Raw genomic sequence first — 23,021 nt, 5'->3', positions numbered from 1 at the left:
TCACGGCTTGACCGCCTCGAGCACCACGGTCATCTCTTCGCAGACGTTCCAAAGATATCGGCGGCATCGTTTCTGAAGGTAGGCGGGCAGAAACTTGAACGGCTTGCGCATGTTGTAGGAAATGGACACCGTACGAAAATTGGTCTTGAGACCGTAATAATTGGGAGATTTGAAGTACTCGAAGCTCTCTTCGGTCATGAACCGGACGTGAGTGGGATCAACGAACGCCTTGCGGGAGGCGTAATACGGGGTCCTGATGTAGACTTTCGCTCCCGGTGTGCACACCCGATACAGCTCTTCCATAAACGTGGTCAGGTCCCGCATGTGCTCGATCGAATGGATCGAATAGGCGGCCTCGACGCTCCCGTCGCGGAACGGCAGCCCACGCTCGAAATCGCAGACGACGTTCACGCCTGGCAACCGCCGTCGGTCGACACCGATCGTTCCCGGCTGCTTGTACGCGCCGCAGCCGATGTCCAGGACCGCCCCCATCAGGCGAATGTCCGCAGCCAGCGGGTATAGCTGCGCAGGCGGAACGGCGCCTTGCGGACGGCTTCCCGGTAGAAGCGGCGCGCGGCGGCCCGGTGTCCCAACCGCTCGGCAAAGTTGCCGCGGACCAGGTAATAGTTGGCCCATTCACGGTTCAGCGCGGCACGCCGCTCATCTGTCATGGGTTGCATCCGCTCCAGCCCCTCCAGAAACCGCTCCCGGCTGGCCAGCACCCTTTCCCGATGCGTCGCCTCGTCGAACGCCATGTCCCGATAGCCGTGCCCCCGCTGGAGCTTCCTGACGAGCACCCGGTCTACGCACTCGAAGCCCGTGGCGGCGTAGAGCCGGATGGTCAAGTCCGAATCCTCCGACCCATAGAGGTCTGGATTCAACGAGCCGACCTTTTCCAGAACGCCCCGGCGAATCAACAGGGTCGAGGGCAGCGCCGTATGGCCGCCGACGAAGGCCCGGACGAGCGGTTCGGGGCTGTGCCTGGCCCTGACCCGCTCCTCCACCCTCCCGTCCTGCCCCACGACTTCGTAGTCCGTATGCACCACGCCCACGTTGGCCCGCTCCCGCATGATCGCGAGTTGGGCTTCCAGCTTGTCCGGAAGCCAGACATCGTCACAGTCCAACAAGGCGACCAACTCCCCGCAAGCTGCGGCGATTCCCCTGTTCCTGGACCGGGCCGGGCCTCCGTGATCCTGTTGAAACCAAGTGATCCCTGACGCCCGCGCCAGCTCTTCCAAGACGTCCTGCGTGCCGTCGGTCGATCCGTCGTCCACCACGATGATCTCTACGTCCTTGACGCTTTGCGCCCGCACGCTGGCCACCGCCTTGGCCACGAACGGCGCCCCGTTAAAGACGGGGATCACGACGCTGACGAGTGGCGAGGATCTGGTCATGGACGAATCGCCGGTAGGCCCAGCTTATCACGCCAGACCTCCACATAGGACCAGTCAACCTGCAAATCCGGCCGCTGGCAAATGCGCTCGATATCGGCCAGATCTTGAAGGCGGCCGGCCATGGCCTTGAGAAGAATCAGGTCCTCAAGTGTCACGATCGGCAGTGCCAGTCCCTCGAAATCCACGGTCCGTTTTCTTGCCAGTGCCTGCCGGTGGAACGCTGAATGCGCAAGGAGCAGATCCACGATTACTTCTCTCTCATCCTTGATTCCGATGACCCGCCAGATCGAGCCCCCCTTGAACAGCATCGGAGCCTGATGGGGGACCACGGAATCGAACACGCCGGAGAACAACCGGGCGATCTGATCCGAGTTCGTGGCTTCCAGTAAGATCAGCACATCCACATCGGTGGTCGCGCGGGGTTCAACCAGGGCGCTGTAGGCCAGTCCCCCAGCCAGGGCATAATCCGTCCTCCATTCGTTCAGCGCCCGGACCACCTCCTTGAGGGTCGTGATCAGGAAGGGTTCCGGCGCCACGCTTGTTCCTTGGAGAGTCGGATCTCCGCCATCAGCGTTTTCTCGACATCCTGCTCCGCATGGGTCCGCCTCAGGACGGCCCTCCGCAGCTCCAGGCACAGAGCCGTCAATTCACCGCACAGAAGAAGGTTGCGGGTGAGGTTCGACATTCGAGGTTCAGCTCCCCGTCGAGCCTCACGCGACTCAGGCGCCTCATCTCGAACCTCGAACGTCGAGCTCTGACCCAGCAGTTTGGTCGCGGCGGCGAACACTTCATCTACCGAGATCAGCTTCATGCAGCTTTCTTCTCCCCGGAAACAGGTCGGATGGAAGCAGCGGCGGCAATCCAGCCCCTTATGCAGGACCCGGACTGTCCTGCTGCGCGGGCCCCACTCGTCCGGGTTGGACGGGCCGAACAGCGCCACCACCGGCACCCCGAGGGCCGCCGCCATGTGCATGGGGCCGTTGTCGTTCCCCACGAAGAGCGCGCACCGTTTCAGGACGGACGCGAGTTGGAGGAGCGTCGTGCGGCCGGCCAGCACGACGGGACCCGAGCGGGCCTGCTTCCTGATCGAATCGGCGACGGCCTGCTCCCGCTGATCCCCGCCGATCAGGACCGTGCAGCCGAACGAATCGGCCAGCCGGTCCGCCAATTCGGCGAATCGTTCGACCGGCCAGGCCTTGAACCAGTAGCGAGCACCGGGCTGGAACATGACCAATCGCCGGCCCGCCGCCAGGTTCGCTCCAGCCTCCCTGAGCAGCCGCTCTGCCTGCTCGTCGTCCTGCGGCGATGTCCGCAGCACGGGCCAGCCGGTTCCCGGCTCGATGCCCAGCGGACGGAGGGCCTCGAGGTCATGCTCGATCCGGTGGGCCACCCCTCCGCCGACTCTGACGATCGTCGTGTAGAGCAGCCCGCGCCACCGGCGCTCCTCGTTGAATCCGATCCTGACCGGAGCCCCGCTCAGACGTGCCAGGATCGCGGACCGATCTCCATCGGAGAGATCCACCACGCAATCGAAGCGGCGCGCACGGAGTTCCCGCAGGAACCGCCATTGGCTGGCCAGAGGCCCGCGCTCCACCACCAGCACCTCGTTCACGTCCTGGTTCCGCATCAGCACGGCATCGGTCCCGGGATTGACCGCCACCGTGAGAGACACGCCCGGGAATCGCTCCCGCAGAACCCGCAGCACCGGCGTCGCCAGCAGCACGTCGCCGACGTAGCGGAGCTTGACGACCAGGATGTTCTTAAATGGGTGATGGGTGATGGGTGGTGGGTGGTGGGTGAAAAGGGATTGATACAGCGTCCCTATTCCGACATTCCGACCCATCACTCGTCGCCCTTCGCTCATCACTGTTCTAAGAGCAGAGTTCCTGATAGAGCGCCAGCGTCCGCCGCGCGGTCCGCTCCCAGGTAAACTGTTTGACCCGGTCGAATCCCTTGGCTTTCAAAGAAGCCCGCAGGGCCGGGTCTTCCACGACCTGCACGATCGCCTCACCCAACTGACCGGCGTCCTCCGGATCCACCAGGATTGCTGCATCGCCCGCCACCTCCGGCAGCGAGGTGCGGTTGGCCGTGATAACGGGCGCGCCGCAGGCCATGGCCTCCAAGACCGGCATCCCGAACCCCTCGTAGATCGAGGGAAACACGAAGGCTTCGGCGCAGGAATACAGCAGTCGCAGGTCCTGGAGCGGCAGTCGGCCGGTGCAGACCGTTCGGCGCTCAACCCCTAACGTCCTGGCAGTCTCCCGGAGATCGCCGAACCGGTGCGTCACGTCCCCGACCAGGACCAGACAGTGCCCGGAAAGGCGATCGGCTCGAAGCGCATACGCCTTGAGGAGAGCACGGTGGTTCTTCCGCGGATCCGCCCCCCCGACGAAGAGAAGGAACCGTTCGGTCGGAATCGAGAAGCGCGAGCGGAGACCGGCCAGATCGGTGGCTCCAGCCGATGGCCGGAAATCGTCGGAGACGCCGTTCGGGATCACGACGATCCGGTCGCGCGAAAGCCCATAGAGCGACTCAATGTCCCTGGCCGAATAGTCGGAAACCGTGATCACGCGGCGGGCTCGGTGCGCCGTCCGCCTCGTCCGGTAGAACGAAGCCCGCTGGCCAAAGAACTTAGTGGAATATTGGGGATACCGATCCAACCACAGATCATGAACGGTGACGACCCCGCCGTACCGCCCGGTCGTCCGCATCTTGAAGTTGGGCCCGTGGTAGAGGTCGAGTCGGTCCAGGCGCCCCCTCCAGCGCATCGTCGGCCTTCCCGCTTCGACCCATCGCAGACGAGACTCTCCTCCCGCACCGAGTTCGGCGAGTGCCCCGTCGTCCCGGTTGTGCGCCCCAGGTGGCAGGTAACAGACCCATTCCACGTCTTCCTTGAGATCCAGCAGGGCCTTCAACAGATGATAGGTGTGCCACCCGACCCCCCCCCGATCTCCCAGAATGGGCCCCGCATCAATCCCGATCCGCACAGACGTTAGCCCCTTGCCTCGCGCCTCGTGCCCCGCGCCTGTAACATCTCATACGCCTTGGCGTATTTGACGAAGGTGTGCATGCCCGCAAACAGGGCAACGATGATTCCATGCAGACCGTCGCGGTACCCGCCGCGGATCACGTAGGTCTTCACGATCGTTCCCAGGTGATGGCCGGCCAGCTCCAGAGCCGTCACGCGGGACCGTCCCTTCAGCTTTTCCTCCGCCCCCAGGGTGGTGTACCGCCTCATCTTCCTCACGTGGTCCCGGATGCTGGGCATGCTGTGGTGATCCATCGGATGGACCAAACGATCGGTGCGTCCGTTGAGCTGCAACCGTTCGTGCAGGAGCACATCGTCGTACCGGCCCGCCGATCGCCGAATCAGGCGGAGCTGGTAGTCCGGATAAATCCCTCCGTGCTCGATCCATCGTCCGTAAAAAAAGTTTCGCCGTGGAATCTCGAACCCGGCGAGATCCGGCGGCGGCCCGTTCCGAAGCACCGTTTGAATCTCCTCGCGGAGCGGGTCCGTGATCCGCTCGTCCGCGTCCACGATCAGAATCCAGTCCGCCTGCGTCTGATCCATGCCGAAATTCTTCTGCGGCCCGTAGCCGGGCCAGGGCCTCACGAAGACCCTGTCCGTGTAGGCCTTGGCGATCTCGACCGTCCGGTCGAGGCTTTCGGCGTCCACCACGACGATTTCGTCGGCCCACCGGAGGGACTCCAGGCAGCCGGCGATGTTCCGCTCCTCGTCCTTGGTGATCACAACCGCCGCGATCGTCATGAGAAACAGTGGTCTGTGGTCAGGGGGCAGTGGTCGGTGAGAACAGGCCCGCAGTTCCACTTCTCCCATCTTTCACCAGCCACCGGCCACCGACCATATCCTTATCCTCGAAATCCCCTCCGGAGGACGGCCCGGTAGAAAGCCGGCTCCAGCCACCGGTTCCGCCCGGGCTTGAGGACCGGATGTCGGCCGACGCGCTCCGCCATGACGGCTGGGTGGGACCCGGTGAAGGTCTTCATGATGTCGTACTCCTCGAACTCGTAGGCCTCCTGGGCGAGCATCCGAGCCTGCTCCGGCCCGGGGTTCTCCCCATGGTGCCGGGCAATCTGGTAGCGGAATTTCTCCAGCAGGACTCGCGGGGGCTTGACCCAGCCGTAGTGATAGATCGTGGCCCCCGATGGCCGGACCCGATCCTTGTGCACGGTCTGCAGGTACCCCTGGTCCGCCTTCAGACAGAACCCCACCGCATCCCCGTAGGATTCCACCTGTCCGTCGTTGCGGATGATCCGGACGGCCCGATGATAGAACCAGGGGTTGCAGGACCGGTAGTCCCCATAGAAATGGAGGTAGCGGAACGTCAAGCCGAGAATGGTCGGATTCGAAAGGTGGTCCCGCAGCGACCGGCGGATCGTCTCGTAATCGGCCTCGTGGAGCACCTCGTCGGCCTGGAGATAGAGGGCCCAGTCGCCGGTGCAACGGCACAGGGCCTTGTTCGTTTCGTGCGAGAACAGGAGCCCGTCCTTCTTCATCGAATCGTCCCAGAACGATTCGACGATCCGGACCTTGTCGGATCCGATCGAGCGGATCAACTCCAGCGTCCCGTCGTCGGACTGGCCGATGTTGACGACGAACTCGTCCACGATCGGCAGCGCGGACCGGATCACCTCGACGATCGGAAAGTCGAACCTGACCGCGTTCCGGCAAATGGAGAATCCGCTGACTTTCACAGAACCTTCTTCCTATCGTGCCAATTCCCGCACGCCCTCTCGGCCGCGCTCCCAGAACTTAGCATATTTGATGAACGTGTAATAGGCGTAGAGACCGGCCAGGATCAACCCTGGCATCCCATCCAGGAATCCCGCCCGAGCGACGTACATTTTCAGAAACGCGAAGCAGGGATGCGTCACGAGCTGATGCGGGTGGAACGTCCGTCCCTGCTCCGTCATGCGCTTGGCCATGAGGTCCGAGTAGCGGTCCATTTTGGCCAGGTAATGGTCGATGTCCCGGAAGGGATACTGGAGCACATGCTCCTTGAGATGACCGATGCGCCCGTCCAACTCGAACCCCTCGTGGACTAGGTCTTCTCGGTACCGCAACCGGCCCCTCCTGAAGAGCTGAGGCTGGCGGTAATCGGGATACCAGCCGGAGTGGCGGATCCAGCGCCCGAGAAAGTAATTCTTCCTGGGCACGAAATAGGCGTCCGCGTCCGGTTGCCCTCCGATCACGTGACAAATCTCCTCCCGAATCTCCGGCGTCGCCCGCTCGTCCGTATCCAGGCTAAAAATCCACTCGTGCGTACAGCGCGCAACCGCCTCGTTGCGCAGCCGGCCGAACCCGTGGAACTCGTGCTGATAGACCTTGTCGGTGAACTCCCGGCTGATTTTCTCGGTCGCATCGGTGCTGAAGGAATCCACGACGACGAGCTCGTCCGCCCAGGAGACGGACTCCAGGCAGGCCCGGATGTTGGGCTCGTCGTTGTAGGCGATCACGTAGACGGACAACTTAGACATGGATCACCGTGACCGGATCAGCCGAGGTCAGGGCCCGGGAGACTCGCGCCGTCACCTGCTCGACCGTAATCCGGTCCAGGCAATCCCAATAGGGACAGGCTTCGTAGACGCACCGGGGGCAGGTCGGGACATCCGGCCGCAGGATAGTGCCGGTGCCCAGCGGCTTCCAACGAGTCGGCAGCTGATTCCGCCGTGGATCGAACAGGCTGACCGTCGCCGCCCCCAGCGCCGCGGCGAGGTGGGCCGGGCCGGTGGACCCCGACACGACGACCTGGCAGGCTCCAATGACGGCCATGAGCTGTCGCACCGTGAGTTCTCCCATGAGGTTCAGCAAGCCCTCGCCATCCGACGGCTCCGGAGCCTGCCGATCGAGGAACACCTCTCGCTCAGCGGCGCTGCCGGTCAGGACCACGCCCAGTCCCTCGTCGAGCAAGCGTCTCGTCAAGGCCCGGTAACGCTCGACCTTCCATCGGCGCGTCGAGAGCCCGCCCGGGTGGACCACGATCCGCCGCTGCGGCAATCCGCCGAGCCGTTGCGCCCCCCACCGCCGCTCCTCTTCCGTGAGCACGAGCGCGGGCGGCGGCTCGGAGCCGGGCTCAAGGCCCAGGCCGCGCAGAAGCCCCAGATTGTACTCGCTCTCATGCTTGGAAAAATCGCTGCGATGCTCGTAGACCCGTCGGTTGGCCAGGACACTGTACCACCGGTACCCGGTTGCCACCCGCGCCGGCACCCGCGCGAGCCAGGCCGCCAGCATCAAGCGACGGAACGGCTTCAGAAACAAGGCGGCGTCGATCCCGCGGCGGAAGAACGCGGTCAACTCGGAAAGGGTCTCGCGTCCCGTGACGGTCCAGACCTCGTCGAGGTCCGGATGGTGCGCCAGGACCGGGGCCGCATAGTCGCTGGAGAGGAACGTGATGCGCGCCTCCGGCTTCAGCCGCCGCAACGCCGAGGCGACGGGAAGACACAGGATTTCGTCGCCGATCCCGTCCGGCCTGACCAGCAGAATGTTCATGGCCCGTTCAACGCTCCGGCTTGAGCGCCAACTGGGCGCGTACCGCCTCCAACGCCAGCTCGGAGGACACACCAGCCAGACATTCGAGCCGGACCGGATTGCGACAGGTCCGGCTGAGGCAGGGGCTGCAGGGAACCTGATGGGTCAACACGCGGTGGCCCGTCCCGTACGGGCCGGTCAGGACCGGGCTCGTGGCCCCGAACAGGGCGACGACCGGCGTCCTCACCGCCGCCGCCACGTGCATGGGGCCGGAATCGTTGGTGACGAGCAGCGCAGCCGATTCGAGCAGCGCAGGCAGGAGGCGCAGGGCCGTCTTGCCCGTGAGATCCATGGCGGGCGTCCGCATCAACGTCCGCACCGCCTGCGAGGCAGGCCGCTCATCCGACCCGCCGATCAGCACGGCGGAGCCGAGCCCTTCCCTTTGCAGACCGTCGGCGAGGGCCGCGAACCGCTCGGGGGGCCAGACCTTCGTCGGCCACCGGGCCGACACGTTCACCGCGATCCACCTGGTCCCTTCCTTCAGCCCGTGCACCGTCAGCAGTCGGGTCACGTCTTCCCGATCGGCCGTGGAGGGTCGCAGACGGAACTCCGGTCGCCCCCGGACAGTCGCGCCCAGGGCGGTCGCGGCCAGCAGATACCGATCCACTGCATGAATTTGAGGAGACGGAACGGACACCTTGTGGGTGTAGAACATCGGGCTGGCCTCGCGGGCCGTGGCGAAGCCGAGCCGGACCGGACAGCCGCTCAGCCAGGCGAGGGCGCCGCTTCGGAGCAGCCCCTGGAGATCCACCACGAGGTCGAAGCGCGCCGAGCGGAGGCGAGGCAGTTGAGCCAGCCACCCGCCCACGGTCGGCTCCACCGGCCACACCTCGTCAAGCCCGTCGGCCCGCTCCAGGAGGTCCGCCCACTGCCGCTTGACGAGCCAGGCGATGTGGGCCTTCGGAAATCGGTCCCGCAGCGCAGCCAGGGTGGGCAGGGCATGGACCACGTCGCCCAGCGAGCTAGGCTTGATGATCAGGACACGCCGGAAATCAGCGTGAACGAGCACGGCGACGCCCCGCCTCCGATTCCGCATCCGCAACCGGTTGACACCCGGCTTTGCGGCTCACGACGTACTGGGCTCCGCAGACCCGGCACGCCGCCTGTCCACGCCGCACCGCGAGCTTGATTCCGCACGCGCAGATCCAGCCGAGCCGGCGAGCGGGATTGCCCACCACCAGCGAGTAGTCCGGCACGTCTTCCGTCACCACCGCCCCGGCCCCGACGAAGGCGCACCGTCCCACGGTCACCCCGCAGAGCACCGTGCAGTTGGCGCCCAGCGTCGCGCCCCGCTTGACCAGGGTCGGCTTGATCTCGGCTTTCCGTGGAATGGCGCTGCGGGGATTGAGCACGTTTGTGAACACCATGGAAGGCCCGCAAAACACGAAGTCCTCGAGCGTGACCCCTTCGTAGACCGACACGTTGTTTTGGATCTTGACCCGGTTGCCGATCGTCACGTTCGGACCGATGACGACGTTTTGGCCGATTACGCAATCGGCTCCGATCCGGGAGCCGGCCAGCACGTGGGAAAAGTGCCAGACCTTGGTGCCGGACAGAATCTGAGCCGGCTGGTCCACGACGGCGGTCGGATGCACCCAGACACCCGGAGGAATCACAGCCGGCTTTTCGGCGCGCGCGCCCCGCTCCCCCTGGCCCGCGGCCCGCACACGGACCGAGGCTCCGCCCTGATCCAGCGAGGCCTGGCCCGCCTCCAGGACCTCCAACACACGGAGCGCCTCCTCCCCGTCGGTCCGGGGCTTGAGGCGCCGTTCGACACAGCGAAGGAAATGCCGGCACTCAGCAGCCAGCGGCTCCTCCGTGGGAACGGGAACGACCTCCGCGTCGGCACGTAAAGCGACCGGCGCATGGTCAATCCAGTCCACGCGATGAGGATACAGGAGCAACTTTTCTTTGGACAGGTCGTCGAAGACCGCCATCTTCCGGCTCCCGACCACGACCAGCTTTTGCTCTTTGAAAGGATGCAGCCAGCTCACGAAGACGTGGGCCTTGACGCCGTTGGGAAACGAGAGCGCCGTCATCGTCACGTCCGGCACTCCATGCTGCAGATATGTTCCGCCGCTCGCCTGGACCGTGGCGGGCATCTGGCCGACCAGCATCAGGATCACGGAGAGGTCGTGGGGGGCGAAGCTCCAGAGGATGTTCTCCTCCCTCCGAAATTTTCCGATGTTCAGCCTGGTGGAGTAAAGATAGTGGACCTTCCCGAGGTCGCCCTTGAGGACAAGGTCGCGGAGAGCCCGCACGGCCGGATGGTATTGCAGGAGGTGCCCGACCATCAGGATCCGCGAGGTCCGCTCAGCCGCCCGCACCACGTGGCGTCCATCCGAGAGGGTCAGTGCAAGGGGCTTCTCGACAAAGACATCCTTGCCCGCCTCCAGCGCCTCCACGGCCATCGCCGCGTGGGATCCGGCCGGGGACGCGATGGCTACTGCTTGGACCTCCGGGTCCGCCAGCACAGCCTCATAGGAGTCACGGGCTTTGGCATCCGGATACGCCTTGGCGGCGCGCTGCAACACAGCAGGATCACGTTCACAGATCGTGTGCAGAGCCCCCAGGGCGGAGAAACTCCGGACGAGGTTCGTGCCCCAAGCGCCGGCCCCGATGCAAGCCACCCGGATCACCTCAATCCCCTCCCCGCCCAGGTCACATCGCGAAGCGGAGCTCCGCGACGCAAGGATCCGGCATTCCGGAAGATCCACTCCACCGCCTCGCCCAGGTTTCCCGCCACCGCATCCGGAGGCGTCCCGTCAGCCCGCAGGCTCACCAGCGCCTCCTCGCTGGTGGGGCCGGTGGTTACCAGCACCGTCCGCGCCCCAATGTTCCATCCCAACTCGATATCGCGGCGCTGGTCGCCCACGACATAGGCCGAAGACCGGTCCAGCCCCAGCTCGGCGATCGCCCGGTCCACCAGCCCCGTCCGTGGCTTCCTGCAGGGGCAGCCGTCGTCGGGATGGTGCGGGCAGACGTAGAGACCGTCGAGCGTCGTCCCGCCGGCCTCCAGGAGGCTCCGCAGCCGGGCGTGAATGGCCTCCAGCGCAGCGGGCGCAATCAATCCCCTGGCGACCCCGGACTGGTTCGTCACCAGCACGACGCGGGCGCCGGCCCGCTTGAGACACGCGACCGCCTCGACGACGCCGGGAAACAGCACCAACTCCTCCGGACCCTTCACATAGCCGGTGTCGTGATTCACCGTGCCGTCCCGGTCTAGAAAGACTGTCGTGCCGGCCAATGGGGCAGGCGGCAGGGGGCTAGGGGCTAGATGTTCAAACCTCGCCCCGAGCCTCTCGCCCCGAGCCTCTCGCCCACGTTGCAGGAGCTCGAAAGCTGCGTCGTAGACCTGACCGACCGTCACCCGGGTCATGCATCGGTGGTCGATCGGACATTCCCGGAGCAGGCAGGGGGCGCAGTCCACCGGCTGACGGACGACGCGATGGAGCCCGCCGAACGGAGACGTCGTCCGCCAATCCGTCGGACCGAACACGGCCACGACCGGAACGTCGAACGCCGCGGCGATGTGCATGGGGCCCGTATCGTTGGTCAGGAAGAGGGCGCACCGGTGCACGACCGCCATGAGCTCCCGGATCGAGGTCCGGCCGGAAAGGACCACGGGCTTCACGGACGGTCCGGTCTCCATGAGTCCGGCAATGGACTGGCCCAAAGCCTCCTCACCTCCGGCCCCCACGATCACGACGCGGATGGTCCGCCCTTTTCCCTCACTGTCCCGCACCAGCCGATCGGCGACCTCTGCGAACCGCTCTGGCAGCCACCGCTTGGCCCCTCCGTAGGTCGAGCCGGGGTTCAAGCCGATGACCAGATCGCCGTCGGCGATCCCCGCCTCAGCCAGGCGCCGAGCCATGGCCTCCTTCTCCTGATCCCCGAGAAACAACTGCGGTGTACCAGCTCGGCCAGTCGCTCCGAGGGGCTTCAGCAGATCCCAATAGTAATGGACCTGGTGGGCGACGGCCGTCCGATCCGGCACGGGAACGGGATCGGATAGGAGCAGACCTCTCCCGTCCGTCGCATAGCCGTAACGGCGGGGGATTCCAGCCAGAAACGAGAGCAGCGCCGCTTCAAACGCGTTTTGAAAGAGGATGGCCAGGTCGAACCCCTGGCGGCGCAACTGGCTCGACAGAGTCCACTTGCCGCCCAACCCCGCGTGGCGTTCCCGATCCTCATACACCAGGATCCGACTCACGGCCGGATGGTGCGCGAACAGCTCGGCCACGGGCGTCTTGACGAGCAACGTTACCTCTGCAGCCGGGAACAGGCGGCGCACCTCCGCCACCGCCGGCTCGCACATCACCGCATCCCCGATCCAGTTAGGTCCGCGGACCAGGATCCGCCGAACGGAATCGTGATGCGTGACGCGTGACGCGTGGCCGATACCTCCCAGTTGCTCAGTTCTGACTTCTCGCTCTTTACTTGTCACCTGTCACCCGTCACGGAGAAGAGCAGCCGCTCCAGCCGATCCTGTCCCCGCAGAATCTCGGCGCCCAATCTCACGGCCAGGAACCGGTCGTCCGGTTTGAGCAGAGGCGCTACCTTACCCGCATCCTTCTCGGTCGTGAGGACCAGCTCGGCCCCGCCACGGGCGGCCCGTTGCCTGATCTCCTCCAACTCGGCAGCCCGATACCAATGGTGGTCGGGAAAGACCAGGCTGTCCACCAACGTCACCCCCAAGCCGGCCAAGGTTTCGTGGAACGACCGGGGATTGGCAATCCCGCTGAACGCCAGCGCCTTGCGCCCCGCCACGACCTCCGCCTCTTGAGCGGATCCGCCCCCAACCGGCACGATCCCATCCGGCCTGAACCGGACGAAAATGGGCTGGCCCGAGACCCCGGCCGCCTCGATGGTCCGCGCCATGGTCTCGCAGGCCGCCCGGGACTCGGCGCGGGTGATCAGCACTGCGGTCGCACGTCGGGCCGCTGTCAGCGGCTCCCTCAACCGGCCAGCCGGGAGCAACCCGGCCAACCCGTCCGCATCCGTCGCATCCACGAGCAGGAGGTCTACGTCGCGACACAGGGCCAGATGCTGGAAGCCGTCGTCGAGGACGAAGCAATCAATGGTCCTCGGGCTCCGCTCCAGTAGCCACCGCCCCAGCCGATACCGATCCGCGCCGACCGCCACCACCGCGCCGGGACAGCGCTGGGCGATCAGATACGGCTCGTCTCCCGCATCGGCCGGTCCGGCCAGGACGGTGTCCCCGTCCGACACCAACAGGAACGATCCCCGAGTCCGACGGCGGTAGCCTCGGCTCAAAACCGCCACGGCCATCCCCTGGGCCGTCAACCGCTGGGCGATCCAGATGACGATCGGCGTCTTGCCGGTCCCTCCCACCGTCAGATTGCCTACACTCACCACCGGACGCGGGAGCCGCCGGCTCGGCAGCCATCCGACCCGGTACAGGAGCGCCCTCGCCCTCACCGCCAGCCCATAGGGCACGGCCAAGCCTGTCAGCAGAACCCGCATGCAGATCCGATCGGTCCCCCCGTCAACCAGAAGGTGAAACGGATCACCGGGGCAGTTTCCCGAGCGGAACCGGCTGCGGGGCCACTCCGCTCCGTTCCTGGCTGGCCTGACCGTGGGACCGTCCCCGCACGTATGCTCCGATGTATTCCAAGCTGCGCTGGACGGCGCCGCGGTTGTCGGCGATAACTTGTTGGGCCGCGGTTCCCGCGGTCCGCAGAGCGGAACGGTCCTTGAGCAGCCGCATCATCGCAACGCCCAGGCCCGCTCCGTCGCGAACTTGAATCCCCCCGCCAGCCTCCAGCAACAGCGCGGCCACCTCCGCACAGTGGTCCGTATGCGGACCGAAGAAGACGGGCTTACCCCAGACAGCCGGCTCCAGGAGATTGTGCCCGCCGACCGGGACGAGCGTGCCCCCGACGAACGAGAGCACGGCATACCGATAGACCTCGGCGAGTTCGCCCCTCGTGTCCAGAACGATCACGCGGGGGCCGCTCGGATTGTCTCCGGATCCGTCTGGGGCCAGCCTGCTTCGGCGCACGGCTTTGAAGCCGTTCTGCGTCACCATGGCCTCGACCGCACCGGACCGTTCGATGTGGCGTGGCGCCAGCATCAGCACCAGCCGAGGAAATTCTCTCAGCAACCGCTCGTAGCCGGCCAGGATCGCCTCCTCTTCCCCCTGATGCGTGCTGCCCGCCACGATCAATTCTTCGCCTTCCGCCAATCCGAGAGCCGCTCGATCCAGTCTCCTGGCCGGTTCCGGCTGGTCGAACTTGATGCTGCCGGTCCGGATGACGCGATCCGGGGGCGCTCCCAACGCGGCCAGACGCTCGGCATCCCGTCCCGATTGGGCCAGGCAGAGGGCCACATTCCCAAGGACCCTCGCCATGAAGGGCCGCACGAGCCGATACCGCTCGAACGAACGAGAGGACAGCCGGCCGTTGACCAGGATCGCCGGCACGCCGCGTTGCGCCAACATCCGGAGCAGGTTGGGCCACAGTTCGGTCTCGACGAACAGGAAGATGCGGGGCTTCAGCCGTGCCACGACCTTCGAGACCACCCAGGGAAAATCCAGCGGGGCGTAGCAATGAACCGCGATTCCCGCAAGCCGCTGCTCCACCGCTTCGCGCCCGGTCTCGGTCACCGTGGAGACGACGATTCGGTATTCGGGGTGACGGTGGTGCAACTCCCGAATCAACGGTGCGACCGCCACCGCCTCGCCGAGCGAGACGGCATGGACCCAGAGCACGGGCCGGTCCTGGCCAGGAAATCCCACCGGCAGAAACCCCAATCGCTGCGGCAAGCCCCGGCGGCAGCGTTTTTTCGCCAGGAGAACCAGCAGCATCAGGGGAGAAGCCAGGATGAGCAAAAGGTTGTACGCCAGGTACCACATCAGCAGGACCCGGGATGCGCCACACGCGACGCGTGACACGTAGGAACGGAGAACCGCCTTTGCTCACCTGCGTGACCTGTCACGCGTCACCCGTCACGCGTCACGGCCTCATCCGCTTCCGCCGTGATCCGGTTCAACGCTTCCTGCAACTCGATCCGCTTGGCTTCCAGATCCTCAGCCGTTGAGTCGGGCTTGACCCAGATCGGCTCGCCCCACAGGAACAGGCCTCGTCCGGACGGATAGGGAACCAGGAACCGGTCCCAGCTCGCGAAGAGTTTTTTTTTGAGCAGGCGAAGGTGAGCGGGACGATGGGCAGCCCCGTAGCCTTGGCCAGTTGGATCACCCCGATCTGCGCGACCTGTCTCGGGCCCTTGGGTCCGTCGGGGGTGACGACCAAGTCCGCACCGGACTGGCCGAGCCGGATGAGTTGCCGGAGCGCCGCCGCCCCGCCCCTGGTGGTGGACCCCCGGACCGCGGAAAAGCCGAAGCGTGCGACGATCCGCTGGATCAACTCGCCGTCCCGATGCTCGCTGATCAGGACGTGGGCCCCGGTCCCGCGATAGGCGAGCGGCATCATCAGTTGCCGACTGTGCCAGAAGGCAAAGATGCAGTTGGTTCCCTGCCGGTAGAGCCGGTCGACGACCTCGGTCCCCACGGTTTGGATCCGCAGGGTCTTCCCCAGCAGCCGGATCGCCAAGGCGCCGACCGGTGGAACCAGGTGCAGCTTGAGCCAACTCAGCGTACGCGAATACCCCACCGGATTACCCGTTCACGAAGGCGACGGCGTCATTTCCTCGGTCTGGAACTGGATCGCATAGAGCCGCTTGTAGGGCCCTCCCCGTGCAAGCAGTTCCTCGTGGGTGCCCATTTCCACAATGCGCCCCCCGTCCAGCACCACGATCCGATCCGCACGCTGGACGGTGGAGAGCCGGTGCGCGATGACGAGGGTCGTGCGGTTCTTCATCAGGTTCGACAGGGCGAGCTGCACGATGCGTTCGGACTCGGAATCCAGCGAGGAGGTCGCTTCATCCAGGATGAGCAGGGGCGGATCACGCAGGATCGCCCGGGCGATGGCCAACCGCTGCCGCTCACCACCCGAGAGCTTGACCCCGTTCTCCCCGATCAGCGTCCGATACCCGTCCGGGAGCCGCTCGATGAAATCGTGGGCGTAAGCCGCCTTGGCCGCCTGCACGATCTCCTCCTCGGTCGCCGCAACCCGCCCGTACGCGACGTTGTTCCTGACCGTATCGTCGAACAGGACCGTGTCCTGGGACACGATGCCGATTTGGGCGCGCAGGGAGCGGAGGGTGTACCCGCGGACGTCCTGCCCGTCGATCAGCACCGCCCCTTCCGTCGGCTCGTAAAACCTGGGCACCAGGCTGACCAGCGTGGTCTTTCCGCTCCCGCTGCTCCCGACCAGGGCGACGACCTCGCCGGCCCGAACCGTCAAATTGACGTGCTGGAGCGCAGGGCGGTCGCCTCCCTCGTACCTGAAGGTCACGTCCCGGAACTCCAGCGAAGAACGGATCGGCGCCAGGTCCTTGCGCCCCCGGTCCCGGCTCTGTTCGCCCGCGAGATCCAGCACGGCGAAGACCCGCTCGGCCGCCGACAGGGCCTGCTGGATCGTGTTGTTGGCCCCGGACAGGCGACGGATCGGCGTGTAGGCCATGAACATGGCCGCCAGGAACGAGAAGAACGACCCGGGCGTCATCGCTCCGTGAATCACCAGGTACCCGCCGTACCAGATGATGGCGGCGACGCCGACCACTCCGATGACTTCCATGTAGGAGGAGGCGAGCGCGGACACCTGGGTGGCCTTCATGCTCGTGCGCAGGTACGCCCTGTTGCTGTCACGGAAGCGCCCCCCTTCGGCTTCTTCCTGCCCGAACGCCTTGACGATCCTGATGCCGACCAGGGCCTCCTGCAGGACCGACGTCATGTCTCCGACCCGCTCCTGCCCGCTGGTGGCCAGCCGGCGCAGCCGCTGCCCCATGCGGAGCATCGTGTGCAGCGAGACCGGGATCACGACCGCGGACAGGGCGGCCAGCTTCCAGTTCTGGTAGAAGATGACGCCCACCATCGCGAGGAAGGTCAGCCCCTGCTGGAACAGGTCCTTCAGCACGTTGGCCACGGCGTTGGCCATGAGGCTGACGTCGTTGACGATGCGCGACATCAGGCGTCCGGTCGTGTTGGCGTCATGGTAGCCGACGGGAAGGCGCAGGATGTGGAGGAACAGCTCGTCGCGGATGTCGGCGACGGTCTGGTTGCCGACGTAGTTCATCAAGTAGCTCTGCCCGTAATTGGCCAGACCCTTCAGCACGGCCACGGCCAGGATCGCCACCGGCAGCACGATCAGGAGCCGCTCGTCCTTGTTGATGAAGATGCCGTCCAGCACCGGGCGCACGAGCCAGGCGTAGGCGCCAGAGAAGGCCGCGACCAGGCCGGAGCAGACGAACGCCACGACCAGCCGGAACCGGTAGTGCAGAAGATAGCGGGCGAGCCTGAGAAACACGGTCATGTCCGGCACTCCGACAAGACCGCCGCCGCCGCGCGCCGAGACGCCCCCGGCTCGCCGAGCTCCTCCCGCACGCGGCGCAGCGCCGCGCTCATCTCCCTGTTGGCCAGTTCGTCGTCGAGCAAACGGCTCGCCTCCTCGCAGAGCCGCTCGGGCGTCGCGTCCCGCTGAATGAGCTCGGGCACGAATTTGCGACCGGCCACCAGATTGACCAGCCCGATGCACTTGACCCGGACCAGGAGGCGGCCGAGCCAATAGGTCAGCCGGGAGACGCGGTAAAGAATGACCATGGGCGTCCCGACGAGCGCCGCCTGCAGGGTCGCGGTTCCCGACGCGACGAAGAGCAGGTCCGAGGCCGCCATGACCTCGTTCGGCTGGTCCCGCACGACCCGAACGCTCACGCCGGAGCCAGCCAGCAGATCCTCCAGCAGACGCGCCGAGAGCGACGCCGCCTGGGCCAGCACGAATTGCAGGCCCGGATGCGTCCGGGCCAGGGTCGCGGCGGCGCGCAGCATCACCGGCAGCAGATCGCGGACCTCCCGCTCCCGACTCCCCGGCAGGAACCCGATGACCCGCGAGGCCCCGTCCACCCCGAAGCGCTTGCGGAGCTCGGAGCGGTCGTAGGACGGCGCCACGACGTCCAGCAGCGGATGGCCGACGAAGTCGCAGCGCACCCCGGCCCGCTCGTAGATCTCGCGTTCGAACGGCAGGATGACGATCATGCGATCCACGACCCGCTTGATCACGTTGATCCGGCCGGCGTGCCAGGCCCAGATCTGGGGAGCGACGTAATAGGCGACCCGGTGCCCCGCGCGCTTCGCGACCCGGGCCAGGCGCAGGTTCAGCCCGGGATTGTCAACGAAGACCACGGCGCCGAGCGGCTGCCGACGCAGAAAGCGGGCCAGGGTCACGTAGGTCCGGACGCTCCGGCTGAGCACGGCCCACCCGATCATCCCGATCGCGGTCAGCCCCTCGATCCCGAGGATCAGCTTGACGCCCGCAGCCTGCATCTTCGGACCGCCGACGCCAAGAATCTCGGCCTCTGGACACAGCGCGCGGATGGCGGCGGCCAAGTTCGCCCCGTGCAGGTCTCCCGAGGCCTCACCGGTCACGATCAAAATACGTGGTGATGGGCGACAGGTGACAGGTGACAGGTGGCCAGCCACGGTATTCAGAGCCTCCTTACCGATCACTCATCACCGATCACCATTCGCACGCCTGTTCGTGGCGGCGCATGAACTGCCTGATGGCCTCGAGGACCTGGTGCGCCAGCTCCAGCGCGGCCGCTCCGTCCTCTCCGCTGACCACGGGCCGGGTTGCGCCAGCGACGGCCGTGACGAAGGACTCCATCTCCAGCTTGAGGGGCTCCTCGTCGCTCCCCTGGACCTGCTCGACCGTGATCTCCGGCCGCTTCCCCTCTTCGACCAGCCGGCGAAAAATGACCCCCTGGCGCGTCTGATAGTCCACCGAGACGTAGGCGTCCCGCTGGAAAAGCCGGAGCCGGCGCATGCGGGTCGTGGAGACGCGGCTGGCCGTCAGGTTGGCGACGCAGCCGCTGCCGAACGCGATCCGGGCGTTCGCGATGTCGATGTTCGGCGAGAGCACCGGCACGCCGGCCGCGCGCACTTCTTCGACCGGTCCCGGCTCGAAGGACAGGATCATGTCCAGGTCGTGAATCATCAGGTCCAGAACCACGTCCACGTCCGTCCCCCGTTCCCCGAACGGGCTGAGACGGTGGCACTCGATGAAGCCCGGCTTCCCGATGTGCGGGCGTACGGCCCGGATCACCGGGTTGAACCGTTCGATGTGGCCGACCTGCAACACCAGCCCGCGCCGCCCGGCCAGCTCGACGAGGTCTTGCGCCTCGGCGCTGGTCACCGCGATCGGCTTTTCGACGAGCACGTGCACCCCGGCTTCCAGGCAGACCTTCACGATCTCGTGGTGGGCCGAGGTCGGAACCGCTACGCTCACCGCCTGGACCTGCGGCAGCAAGTCGGCGAGTGTGGAGACCGGCGTGGCGCCGTACCGTTCCCCGATCATCTGCGCCCGCGCAGGGTCGGCGTCCATGACCCCGACCAGCTCGACCTCCGGCAGCGCGGCGTAGAGGCGGGCGTGGTGTTGACCCAGGTGGCCCACCCCGATGACGCCGGCCCGTACCTTCTTCACGTATCCCGTTGCTCGTGAAACGTTCCCCGTACAACGCAATGCGCAGCTCTACCGAAATAGAGATACGCTTCACGCTTCGCGCTTCACGCCCTCTTCAGCGAGGCCGACCACGGCGATGCCCGAGTGCTCCGCCCTGCGGATCGTCTCCTCCCGGTCGAGCAGCACGCTGCGCTCCGCCTCGACGACGAGGGCGGCGGCCTGCACCGACGCCATCGTCTGGATCGTCGTGGGACCGACGGCCGGCAGGTCGAAGCGGAGGTCCTGCTGGGGTTTGCACCGCTTGACCACGACGGCCCCTTCGCGGGCCAGCGCGCCCCCGCGACGGACGGCCTCATCGGTCCCCTCCACCGCCTCGACCGCGACCACGACCCGATCTTTGATCACCACGCACTGGCCGATGTCCAGCCGACCGATCTCCCGCGCGATCTCCCAGCCGTACCGGATGTCCTCCCACTCCCGATTGCTCGGCCGGCGCGTCGTGAGCACGCCTTCCTCGACCAGGACTCCGCTGAGCCCGAAGGTGGATTCCCGGACCGTGATGCCCTCGCCCTCCAGCTCCGCCGCGATCTCCCGCAAGATCGCGTCATCCTTCCACTGCTTGAGGCGGCTGGCGACCGCCAGGGCCCTGAGATCCGGCATGACGGTGGTGAACACGTGCGTCTTGCTGATCCCGCCGAGCATGACCGCCTGGCGGACTCCGTCGGCCTTGAGCGCCTGGATGAGCTTGTTGAACTGCCCGATCTTGACCCAGTGGATGTGGTCGACGTACTTCTCCAGCTCCGGCTCGGTCTCTCCGACGTGGGCGACCGCGGACACCGCATACCCCAGTCGCCGGACGTTCTCCGCGAAGATGATGGGGAACCGCCCGTTGCCGGCGATCAGGCCGATCCGCTCCCCTGGCGACGGCAGCTCCGGCTTCTGTCGCTCCGGTTGCCCCACTGATCTATTCCCCTCCCTCGTCCTCCCTTTCATCGAGGCCGGCGGACCGGACAATGCCCCGCTTGGTCGCCTCCATGAACGCCACCACGACCTGCACGTCCTGGTTGTCCCCGAACTCGTCCCGCGCCTGCTTCAAGGCGTCGGCCATGCGGAGTCCGGAACGGAACAGCAGTTCGTAGGCTCGCCTCAGTTCGGTCAGCCGGTCGTTGGAAAACCCGTGCCGCTTGAGGCCGACCGAGTTGGGCCCGTAGAGCCTGGCCCGATAGCCCCCGGCTGCCCGCATGAAGGGCGGGACGTCCTGTCCCAGGGCGGTGCACCCGCCGATCATCGCGTAGGCGCCGACGCGTACGAATTGGTGGATCCCCACGAGCCCCCCGATGATGGCGTGCTCGCCGATCGTGATGTGCCCTGCGAGGGACGCGGCGTTGGCCATGATCACATGATCGCCCAGGTCGCAGTCGTGGGCCACGTGGACGTAGGCCATCAGGAAATTGTGACTCCCGACCCTGGTCGTCCCGCCGCCCGCGACGGTGGCCCGGTTGACCGTCACGTATTCCCGCAGGATGGTGTCATGCCCGATGATCACGCGGGTCGGCTCGCCCCGGTACTGCAGGTGCTGAGGCGGAGCCCCGATCGATGCATAGGGGTAGAGCTGGCACCGTTCGCCGATCTCGGTCCAGCCCTCCACGTAGACGTGAGCGACCAACTTGGTACCCCGTCCGATCTTGACATGCTCGCCGACGATTGAATAGGGCCCGACCTCCACGTCCTGGCCCAGCTCGGCTTTCGGATGGACAATCGCTGTCGGGTGAATCTGCACTCGTACCTCCTCGGAAACGTCACCGTCATTCGTCGCTCGCCATGCGTGGAAGAATCTCCTGTCGCTTCCGTCGAATGACGGATGACCCATGCCGCATTACGTCTTTTCGCTCCGTTCTTCAGTGACCATCGCCGTCAACTCGGCCTCACACACCAGATCGGCCTCCACGTAGGCCTTGCCCTGCATCTTCCAGAACGGCGGACGCCGCCGGACGACCTCCAGTTCCATTCGCAGCTGATCGCCCGGCACGACAGGTTTGCGAAACTTGGCCTGATCCACTCCGGTCAAATAGACCACCGGCTGACCCGCCGCCGGGAAGGACTTGAACGCAAGCACCCCTCCGACCTGGGCCATCGCTTCCAGGATCAACACGCCGGGCATGATCGGGCGATCCGGAAAGTGCCCTTGAAAGAACGGCTCGTTGACCGTCACGTTTTTGATCCCGACGATGCGACGCTCCACCTCCAGCTCACGGATCCGATCTACGAGCAGAAAGGGATACCGATGGGGGAGCAGCGCCAGGATCTCCCCGATGTCGATGGTCATGCCCGCCTCCTCTCCTGCCGATTTCAAGTCCCGCTCACGGAAACCGCCGGTCAATCTCCTTGACCGCCTGGTCCGTGAGATCAATGGTGCTTCGGCTGTAGATGACGATCTTCATGGTGGCCTCACTCCCCCTGTCCAGCACAGCCACGTATCCTTCCTTCTTGGCCAGTTCCGTGACGACCGCGTTGATCTTCTTCATGTACTCGTCGCCCAGCTCTTTCTGTTTGCTCTGGATCTCGCGATTGAACTCCTGCACTCGGCGCTGGTAGCCTTCGAACTTGACGCGGAAGGCCTCCTGCTTGTCCCGCCGGGCCGCCTCGCTCATTCCGCCACCCTGCTCGCGAAGCTCCTTCTCAAGACCCTTCAACTCCTCGTCGTCAGCCGCCAGGATGCGCTGCCGGCTGGTCGCGAACTCCTTCATGGTCTCGACGATGCGCTTGCCGGACTTCGTCCGTTCCAGAATGGCCTGTTGATCGATCACCGCGACCTTGAAGGCCTCCGCCGCCAGGCCGGCAGCCTGGTCGAGCATCAACAGCACTACCGCACTGACTATGAGCAGGTCTCCTCGCCTCATACTCCCCTTCTCCTCGTGACGCCCGAGTCCGAATCCTGCCGCCGGGCTATGGATGCTCCTTGCTGAACTCTTCGATCACCTTGCCGGACACATCGACCGTTGGCTCGTTGTAGATGATCGGGCTGCCCCGGCCACGCCCCTTCTGGATCACCACCTGCAACTCCAATTGCTGGGCCACCTTGGCCGTGATCCGTTCGACCTTTTCCCGGAACCCGTCGAGCACCTCGCTCTGCTTCTCCTGGATTTCCCGGTTCAGCTCGCCCTCTTTCTGCTGAAACTCGGCCACGCGTCGGCGGAACTGGTCTTCCCGCTCCTTCCTCGCATTGGCGCTGAGCACGCTGGCCTGCTTGATCAGGTCCTCCTCCATCCGCTTCAACTCCTTGGCCTCCAGCTCGATCAGGGCCTGGCGGTTCCTGACAAAGGTGTTGAGCGACTCCTGGGCCCGCTTGCCGGCGGCCGTCTCGGCGAAGACCTTCTCGATTTCGAGCACGCCGACGCGCGCCCCCGGATTCGTCTGACTCGTCGTCTGCCCCGCTGCACAACCCCACACGGCGAGATGGACAATGGCGGCCGCCGCCAGCACTCCCCGACCAGCCACCTTTTTGATTCGAGCCACGACAGGGTGTCTCCTTCCTTGTTC

The 23,021-nt window shown here is 65.8% G+C and carries 23 protein-coding genes; all 23 read right to left on the bottom strand.

Annotation, left to right across the window (positions count from 1 at the left end; genetic code table 11):
* The 23 genes from AB1411_10630 to AB1411_10520 all read right to left on the bottom strand — a co-directional run bounded on the left by AB1411_10630 (position 1) and on the right by AB1411_10520 (position 22,997).
* The gene (locus AB1411_10630; GenBank protein MEW6544052.1) at positions 1–492 is read right to left on the bottom strand and encodes a class I SAM-dependent methyltransferase; all 492 of its coding nucleotides are present in this window, start codon (positions 490–492) and stop codon (positions 1–3) included.
* Positions 492–1,394: a glycosyltransferase gene (locus AB1411_10625; protein MEW6544051.1), complete on the bottom strand. Its 903-nt coding sequence runs from the start codon at positions 1,392–1,394 to the stop codon at positions 492–494. Before AB1411_10625 ends, AB1411_10630 begins: the two co-directional genes overlap by 1 nt.
* Entirely contained in the window at positions 1,391–1,930 is a 540-nt protein-coding gene (locus tag AB1411_10620) for a nucleotidyltransferase (GenBank protein ID MEW6544050.1), read from the bottom strand. Before AB1411_10620 ends, AB1411_10625 begins: the two co-directional genes overlap by 4 nt.
* Positions 1,909–3,237: a putative lipopolysaccharide heptosyltransferase III gene (rfaQ, locus tag AB1411_10615; protein MEW6544049.1), complete on the bottom strand. Its 1,329-nt coding sequence runs from the start codon at positions 3,235–3,237 to the stop codon at positions 1,909–1,911. Before rfaQ ends, AB1411_10620 begins: the two co-directional genes overlap by 22 nt.
* A 28-nt stretch (positions 3,238–3,265) precedes the next feature.
* Positions 3,266–4,381: a glycosyltransferase family 1 protein gene (locus AB1411_10610; GenBank protein MEW6544048.1), complete on the bottom strand. Its 1,116-nt coding sequence runs from the start codon at positions 4,379–4,381 to the stop codon at positions 3,266–3,268.
* A gap of 5 nt (positions 4,382–4,386) precedes the next feature.
* Entirely contained in the window at positions 4,387–5,163 is a 777-nt protein-coding gene (locus AB1411_10605; protein ID MEW6544047.1) for a glycosyltransferase family 2 protein, read from the bottom strand.
* Between the two features lie 101 nt (positions 5,164–5,264).
* Positions 5,265–6,110, bottom strand: a complete 846-nt coding sequence (locus AB1411_10600; GenBank protein ID MEW6544046.1) for a hypothetical protein — start codon at positions 6,108–6,110, stop codon at positions 5,265–5,267.
* Positions 6,111–6,122: 12 nt separating this feature from the next.
* Entirely contained in the window at positions 6,123–6,893 is a 771-nt protein-coding gene (locus AB1411_10595) for a glycosyltransferase family 2 protein (GenBank protein ID MEW6544045.1), read from the bottom strand.
* Complete coding sequence (locus AB1411_10590) at positions 6,886–7,905, bottom strand: glycosyltransferase family 9 protein (protein ID MEW6544044.1); 1,020 nt, start codon at positions 7,903–7,905, stop codon at positions 6,886–6,888. Before AB1411_10590 ends, AB1411_10595 begins: the two co-directional genes overlap by 8 nt.
* Before the next feature lie 7 nt (positions 7,906–7,912).
* Positions 7,913–8,953 (bottom strand): glycosyltransferase family 9 protein, encoded by a 1,041-nt coding sequence (locus tag AB1411_10585; protein ID MEW6544043.1) that lies wholly within the window; start codon positions 8,951–8,953, stop codon positions 7,913–7,915.
* Entirely contained in the window at positions 8,937–10,574 is a 1,638-nt protein-coding gene (locus AB1411_10580; GenBank protein MEW6544042.1) for a Gfo/Idh/MocA family oxidoreductase, read from the bottom strand. Before AB1411_10580 ends, AB1411_10585 begins: the two co-directional genes overlap by 17 nt.
* Positions 10,575–10,579: 5 nt before the next feature.
* Positions 10,580–12,391 carry a lipopolysaccharide heptosyltransferase II gene (waaF, locus tag AB1411_10575; protein ID MEW6544041.1) on the bottom strand — a complete coding sequence of 604 codons (1,812 nt, stop codon included), beginning with the start codon at positions 12,389–12,391 and terminating at the stop codon, positions 10,580–10,582.
* Positions 12,388–13,431, bottom strand: a complete 1,044-nt coding sequence (lpxK, locus tag AB1411_10570) for a tetraacyldisaccharide 4'-kinase (GenBank protein MEW6544040.1) — start codon at positions 13,429–13,431, stop codon at positions 12,388–12,390. Before lpxK ends, waaF begins: the two co-directional genes overlap by 4 nt.
* A 43-nt stretch (positions 13,432–13,474) precedes the next feature.
* Positions 13,475–14,821 carry a 3-deoxy-D-manno-octulosonic acid transferase gene (locus tag AB1411_10565; protein ID MEW6544039.1) on the bottom strand — a complete coding sequence of 449 codons (1,347 nt, stop codon included), beginning with the start codon at positions 14,819–14,821 and terminating at the stop codon, positions 13,475–13,477.
* Positions 14,822–14,954: 133 nt separating this feature from the next.
* Positions 14,955–15,578: a lysophospholipid acyltransferase family protein gene (locus tag AB1411_10560; protein ID MEW6544038.1), complete on the bottom strand. Its 624-nt coding sequence runs from the start codon at positions 15,576–15,578 to the stop codon at positions 14,955–14,957.
* 12 nt (positions 15,579–15,590) lie between these two features.
* Positions 15,591–17,339: a lipid A export permease/ATP-binding protein MsbA gene (msbA, locus tag AB1411_10555; GenBank protein ID MEW6544037.1), complete on the bottom strand. Its 1,749-nt coding sequence runs from the start codon at positions 17,337–17,339 to the stop codon at positions 15,591–15,593.
* Positions 17,336–18,448 (bottom strand): lipid-A-disaccharide synthase, encoded by a 1,113-nt coding sequence (gene lpxB, locus AB1411_10550; GenBank protein MEW6544036.1) that lies wholly within the window; start codon positions 18,446–18,448, stop codon positions 17,336–17,338. The genes msbA and lpxB overlap by 4 nt, the downstream gene beginning before the upstream one ends.
* Positions 18,449–18,539: 91 nt before the next feature.
* Positions 18,540–19,502 carry a Gfo/Idh/MocA family oxidoreductase gene (locus AB1411_10545; GenBank protein ID MEW6544035.1) on the bottom strand — a complete coding sequence of 321 codons (963 nt, stop codon included), beginning with the start codon at positions 19,500–19,502 and terminating at the stop codon, positions 18,540–18,542.
* A 69-nt stretch (positions 19,503–19,571) separates the two neighbouring features.
* The gene (lpxI, locus tag AB1411_10540; GenBank protein MEW6544034.1) at positions 19,572–20,441 is read right to left on the bottom strand and encodes a UDP-2,3-diacylglucosamine diphosphatase LpxI; all 870 of its coding nucleotides are present in this window, start codon (positions 20,439–20,441) and stop codon (positions 19,572–19,574) included.
* Between the two features lie 4 nt (positions 20,442–20,445).
* A complete protein-coding gene (gene lpxA, locus AB1411_10535) occupies positions 20,446–21,261 on the bottom strand; it encodes an acyl-ACP--UDP-N-acetylglucosamine O-acyltransferase (GenBank protein ID MEW6544033.1) in 816 nt (271 codons plus the stop codon).
* Between the two features lie 96 nt (positions 21,262–21,357).
* Positions 21,358–21,807 (bottom strand): 3-hydroxyacyl-ACP dehydratase FabZ, encoded by a 450-nt coding sequence (gene fabZ / locus AB1411_10530; protein MEW6544032.1) that lies wholly within the window; start codon positions 21,805–21,807, stop codon positions 21,358–21,360.
* Between the two features lie 34 nt (positions 21,808–21,841).
* A complete protein-coding gene (locus tag AB1411_10525) occupies positions 21,842–22,381 on the bottom strand; it encodes an OmpH family outer membrane protein (GenBank protein ID MEW6544031.1) in 540 nt (179 codons plus the stop codon).
* A gap of 46 nt (positions 22,382–22,427) precedes the next feature.
* Positions 22,428–22,997, bottom strand: coding sequence for an OmpH family outer membrane protein (locus AB1411_10520; GenBank protein MEW6544030.1), 570 nt, complete (start codon positions 22,995–22,997; stop codon positions 22,428–22,430).
* Positions 22,998–23,021: the final 24 nt, after the last annotated feature.

The sequence above is a fragment of the Nitrospirota bacterium genome (genome assembly GCA_040757595.1).
Lineage (GTDB): Bacteria > Nitrospirota > Nitrospiria > Nitrospirales > Nitrospiraceae > JBFLWP01.
The sequence above is the reverse complement of the archived record's forward strand: the minus strand, read 5'-3'. Positions and strand labels throughout refer to the sequence as shown.